The sequence below is a fragment of the Cellvibrio sp. genome (genome assembly GCF_053579595.1).
Genome location: NZ_JBRFPI010000300.1, coordinates 1 through 5717, shown reverse-complemented (window position 1 = coordinate 5717; position 5717 = coordinate 1). Strand labels below are relative to the sequence as shown.

The window sequence follows — 5717 nt, the reverse complement described above, 5'->3', positions numbered from 1 at the left end:
TGACTTTTTTAAACGACCATGCAAAAGAACCGTCGTAGCGATCTCTGGCGATATTTGCAATTTGGCGTAAATAATCAAGGTTATCCTCACCGAATTCACCGAGGATGATGGGGACATTCAGTTTGTTCGCCAGGTCTGCTCGCTCGTGCAGCAGGGCTATATCCGCTTGGACGCCGTGAACATAGTGATGGGTTTGTAAAACAATATTGTTGTCGATCATGGGGGCATCGAAAACATTCATGTAACTTCCCCACCAATCACCCTCTAACACGATTATGTGATTGGGATCCACTTCGCGGATTGCATCCCTCATAGCTTTAAACGAGGGCATTAACCGGTTGCCTTCCCCTTCTTTAGTCACTGGCTCATTGATCAGGTCATAACCCCAAATGATAGGTTGATCCTTGTATCGCAGGGCGATATGCCGCCAGACTTGACTTGCAATCTTCACGTTTTCGCCGATAGCACCGTTGACAGTACCATCCCAAAACCCGACGGTTTTCCGGTCTTCTGCTTTGCCCCAATCGTCAGTGCGCCCCATGGCATATTGATTGTCGCTGTGATCGCCCGGATTCTGGTAACCGGGTGCAGCATGCATGTCCAGCAGGATGTACATTTTCTTATTCCGACAATATTCGATCAGGTTGTCGATATACTTAAATCCGTCGTCGGTCAGCTGTTTGGTATCTTTGTTGTAAAACATGTTGTAGTGAAAAGGCACTCGAACCGAGTTGTAGCCCAGACCTACCAGCTCGTCGATGGTCTCCTGCGTCACATAATTCAAGCGCCATTGCCGCTCAAACTCTTTCGCTTTTTCTCTGCTGCCAACAGCAGTTGTCAGCTTATTCAGAAACTGGGAGTGGGTGAGATACCCATTTTCCCCCATCATTAAATAACCTTCCCACAGCAACCAGTTGCCCAGATTGGTTCCGTTGAAAAAGAGTGGTTGCCCACTTTCATCAACAATCTGATTGCCGTTAGCCCGGACATACTGCGCATAGGTGGTAGTTGAGAACAAAAAGCATCCTGCCAATGCAAGGCAGGACAAGCCGATTTTAAGAGCTTTCATAGGGTTAAAAAATCTAAACATATAATCCTCGTTTTATTCATTATTGGGAGGTATATCTGTACCGACTACAGAGAGGGCGTTGTCGTAACGCAACGCTTTCCCGAATCATCCGATTCGCGATTGAAAGGCTAAGTCTTTTTACAAAAGCAGGAGTCTTGCAAACTGCAAATCAACTTAATGGCGTTAAATCGTACGTGTATTTAAAGTCCCACTTTTAATTCATACGTCGTGGGAGATGTTTTGGGGGCGGGGTACGGAAGACGTTTTAAAACCAAGTTATTTAAAATCAACAACTTATAACAATACGAAAAAAATTCGTTATAAGGTGATTAAAAAAATGCTTTCTGGTTTTATCGAGGTAAGCTGAAATGCTGCCCGCATAAGTGGGAATTAGGGTAACGGAATGTATTCAAATGAATTTATTGTGGTTGGTCTCGGGCTCCCAAACCGTTTTTGTTTTGTCCGAGTAAAGTACCGATATTTAATTTAGCAGGGGGCGTATTGCCAGGGGAGGCGCCAAGGCTAATTTGGCGCATTAAACAAAGCGTTCTAACTGCATGCACAAAAGTAGGGAGGATAGCGCTACACCGAAAGCGTCGTAGCGCTGCTGCTTAGGCTACCGGAGGTTTGGTCCAACGAATGTCCATTTGCGGAAAAGGAATGGTAATGCCATTTTCATCAAAGGCGAGTTTGATCTTTTCGGTGAGGGCGAATTTTACATCCCAATAATCATCGGTTTTTACCCAGGGGCGCACAAACAAATTTACGCTGCTAGCACCCAGCTCGCCCACGGCAATCAGCGGTTCCGGTTCAGGTAGTATGCGTGGTTCGTCTCTGAGGATGTTGGCGATGACGTCGCGAGCGGTGCGGATATTGTCTTCATAGCCGATACTGAAAATCATATCGATGCGACGGGTAGGGCGCTTGGAATAGTTGATGATGTTGCTGCTGTAAATGGCGCTGTTGGGGATGATCACTTCTTTGTTATCGCCGGTGTGCAGGGTTGTTGAAAAAATACCAATTTTTTCGATAACACCGGCGGTGCCTGCTGCTTCCACAAAATCGCCGCCTTTGAAGGGACGAAAAATTAGTAACATGAAACCGGCTGCAAAATTTTGCAACGAACCTTGTAGCGCCAGACCAATCGCTAAACCGGCCGCACCCAAAACGGCGATGACGGAGTTAGTGTTAACGCCCAGCTGATCAAGCGCGGCGACAATCACAAATATCAGCAAGAGGGCATTGACGAGTGATTGGATAAATTCGACCAGAATTTTGTCGAGTTTGGTGTGGCGTAATACCTTACCCAGCACGCCCGCGATAATTTTTGCAATCAATTGACCGATGATAAAAATCACCAGTGCGATAAGAATTTTTACGCTCCAGGGTTCGACGAACTTTGTGTAAAACGCGAGCAATTCAGCTTTATCTATATCAAACATGCTTCACTTCCTCTATCAGGCAATACTTATTAAGCGACGCTGCCGGTAGTGCGTACACGCTTACTGCCTTTGGTGGTCTGTGCTTTGAGTGCATCAGCGCGCGCTTTTAATTTTGCATCAATCAGATTTTTACCGGCAATTAGAAAACCCACCACAATAAACGCACCGGGTGGCAGCAACGCAAAAATGACATTGGGAAAACTTTCGCCAAAAACATTCAGCTGCCAGCTACGCGCCGACTCACCAAATATCAAATGCATATCAGCAAATAAATGACCGGTGCCGAGTAATTCGCGCACCGCGCCTACAGCGATCAATACCAGCATAAACCCCATGCCCATCATAAAACCGTCAACAGCAGAAGGGATTAATTTGTTTTTGCTGGCAAAGGCATCGGCGCGGCCGAGTACGGCGCAGTTGGTAACGATTAGTGGAATAAATATCCCGAGAATTAAATAGAGTTCGTAGGTAAACGCTTTCATCAATAATTCGGTGCAGGTTACTGCCGAGGCGATGATCATCACAAAGGCAGGCAGGCGGACAGCGTCGCTCACTTGACGACGAATCAACGACACCACCGAGTTGGAAATAACCAGCACGATCAGCGTGGCCAAGCCTAAGCCCAGCGCATTGACGACAGTAGAGCTGACCGCGAGCAGCGGGCACAGCCCGAGTAATTGCACCAGTGCGGCGTTGTTGCCCCACAAACCTTTTTGGGTAATTTCTTTGTAATCTACGTCATTACTCATGGTCTTTACCTGTGTCTGACGGTTGTGCAGTAGGAGTTAGCAGCGTATCGCTGAACAAAGTTTGCTGGTTAGCGGCAACAACTTCGAGCACGCGTTTTACTTGGCCCACAACGGCGCGCGGCGTAATAGTCGCACCAGCAAATTGATCAAACACGCCGCCGTCTTTTTTTACTTTCCATTCGTCGATAAAAGGCACCTGCAAATTTTTTCCATCAAAACTTAAAATCCACTGGTGTTTTTTGAGATCGATTTTATCGCCCAAACCGGGTGTTTCTTTATGTCTGATAATGCGCACACCGGCGACGCTGCCATCGCGATTTACGCCGACGATCATATCGATATCACCCGAGTAACCATCAGGCGCGCGCGCGGGAATAATCAGCGCGGTGATTTCTCCATTGCGGCGCGCGCGATAAATACTGGCTTCACTGCCGACATTCAGTAATTCCTGCGCACTTTGCGGAACCGGAATCACATCGTTGAGCAAATCGTTATCGTGGCTGGGCAGCGGGATAATTTCAAATAGTGCGCGCTGTTGCGCCGCGCGTTCAGCGGCAGCGATGCGATCTTTGGTACCGAGATTAGTGAGCGCAAGCGTACCAGCCGTTGCCAGTGCAAACGCGGCAAGCAGCAAACTATTTTTGCTAATGGATTGGCCGAGCATCAGTGACCTCCATCTTGTTTGCTGGCGTCAGTCGCGCGGCGTGGTTTTTTGTGGCCGTAGGTGCGCGGCGTGGTGTAGTAATCGATAAACGGCGCGGCAAAGTTCATCAGCAACACCGCAAAGCCAACACCATCCGGGTAACTGGTGCCCCAAGCGCGAATCACATAAATCAATACACCAATCAACGCGCCGTAAACGATACGTCCGCGTGTGCTCACTGCGGAGCTAACCGGATCAGTCACGATAAAAAAGGCGCCGAGCATAGTCGCGCCCGAGAGCAGGTGATAAATCGGTGAGCCGCCGGAGTTGGAGCTGCCGCTGTCGTAAAACAATGCGGACATAACCACCAATGCAAGCAGCATTGAGATAGGTGCATGCCAAGTGAACACTTTTTTATAGAGCAGATAAATCCCGCCCAGTAAAAACGCGATATTCACCCACTCCCAACCTGCGCCCGCCCAGCGGCCTTCGGCAAATACCGGCTGCTGTTGATAGAGAGCATCCAGCGTTAGGCCGGAGTTCTGTTTCATTACATCCAAAACGGTCGCAGAGCTGTAACCGTCGATGGGTGTGCCCAAAAAGATTTGCTCCAACGCGGCGACAAGGCTTGGAGCGGTTTGACCATCGGCGAGCATCGGCAGGGGTGTCGCCCACTGGGTCATCTGCACCGGGAAAGAAATCAGCAGCAAGACATAGGCGACCATCGCCGGATTAAACGGGTTAAATCCCATGCCGCCGTAGAGCTGTTTGGCTAATACAATCGCCACAAAACTCGCGCTGATCACCAGCCACCAGGGGCAATAGGGCGGCAGCGAAACACCGATCAAAACGCCAGTCACCAGAGCGCTGCAATCGCGCAAGTAGAACATAATCGGGCGCGCGCGCAGTTTCATTACCAGTGCTTCAAAGGCAATACAACTCAGGCTCGCTAGAAGCACATTGATCAGCACACCAATGCCAAAAAAATGGGTGAGTGCGACTATGCCGGGGATGGTGGCGTAAACCACCAGGCGCATAATGCGCCCGGTGCGATTGGCCCCGTGGGTATGGGGCGAGGTGATATTTAATAACGCCATGTTTTAGGCCAGCTCATTCAGTTTTTCTTCCAGCTTGGTCACACCCGCGCGGAAGGCTTCTATATTTGCGTCGTTTTCTGCTTCGGCTTTCGCCAAACGCTCGCGTGCTTTTTGTAAGCGGGTCTGCAGGGATTGGATCTGCTCGGCCCGTTTTTCTTCATCGCTCATGCTTGCCATCGCCGCAGCCTTGGCTTTGGCTTTTTCTATCGCGGCTTGAGCTGCACTTTGTTCTGCGGACACAGGTTCTGCGACCGGTGCAACTGGTGCCACAGGTTCAGGCACTGCGATAGGTTCATCCTTAATGCCCAATGCTGTCAGCTCACCGAGTGCCTCGGTAATTTTTTGCTGCAGTTTTTCAGCGCCTTGCTGTAACGCATCCAAATTGGCGCTGCCTTCCGTTTTAGCGGCGGCGACTTTCTCTTCCGCTTTCGCCAAGCGTGCACGCAAGGATTCCAGATTCGCGCGCGCTTTATCTTCCGGTGACATAGTCAACTTGGCTTGCGCTCGGGCGATAGCGGCGGCAACCGGGTCGTTCATGTCGACTGCTGGTGCTACTGCGGCGGCTGCAACGGTAACCGGAGCTGAAGTTGCCCCTGGTTCGGCGTTACTTGTTTGTGCAGAGAAGTCGGCGAGCTTTTTCTCGGCTTCGGCGAGTTTTAATTCAGCCTGTTTAATACGCACTTGCTGTTTAACCAGCTGCTCGTCGCTAATGACTGG

Annotated in this window: 5 protein-coding genes and 1 pseudogene; all 6 read right to left on the bottom strand. The window is 49.7% G+C overall.

Annotated elements, in window-relative coordinates:
- A partial coding sequence (locus tag ACWA6V_RS16170) for a glycoside hydrolase family 5 protein (RefSeq protein WP_449523459.1) occupies nt 1–1069 on the bottom strand: 1069 nt, incomplete at its 3' end.
- 611 nt (nt 1070–1680) lie between these two features.
- Nucleotides 1681–2511 (bottom strand): mechanosensitive ion channel family protein, encoded by an 831-nt coding sequence (locus ACWA6V_RS16165; RefSeq protein ID WP_449523458.1) that lies wholly within the window; start codon nt 2509–2511, stop codon nt 1681–1683.
- A gap of 29 nt (nt 2512–2540) precedes the next feature.
- The gene (locus ACWA6V_RS16160) at nt 2541–3260 is read right to left on the bottom strand and encodes an electron transport complex subunit E (RefSeq protein ID WP_449523457.1); all 720 of its coding nucleotides are present in this window, start codon (nt 3258–3260) and stop codon (nt 2541–2543) included.
- Entirely contained in the window at nt 3253–3924 is a 672-nt protein-coding gene (gene rsxG / locus ACWA6V_RS16155; RefSeq protein ID WP_449523456.1) for an electron transport complex subunit RsxG, read from the bottom strand. Before rsxG ends, ACWA6V_RS16160 begins: the two co-directional genes overlap by 8 nt.
- Nucleotides 3924–5000 (bottom strand): electron transport complex subunit RsxD, encoded by a 1077-nt coding sequence (gene rsxD / locus ACWA6V_RS16150; RefSeq protein WP_449523455.1) that lies wholly within the window; start codon nt 4998–5000, stop codon nt 3924–3926. The genes rsxG and rsxD overlap by 1 nt, the downstream gene beginning before the upstream one ends.
- A 3-nt stretch (nt 5001–5003) precedes the next feature.
- Nucleotides 5004–5717, bottom strand: a pseudogene (locus ACWA6V_RS16145) (electron transport complex subunit RsxC); the annotation flags it as partial.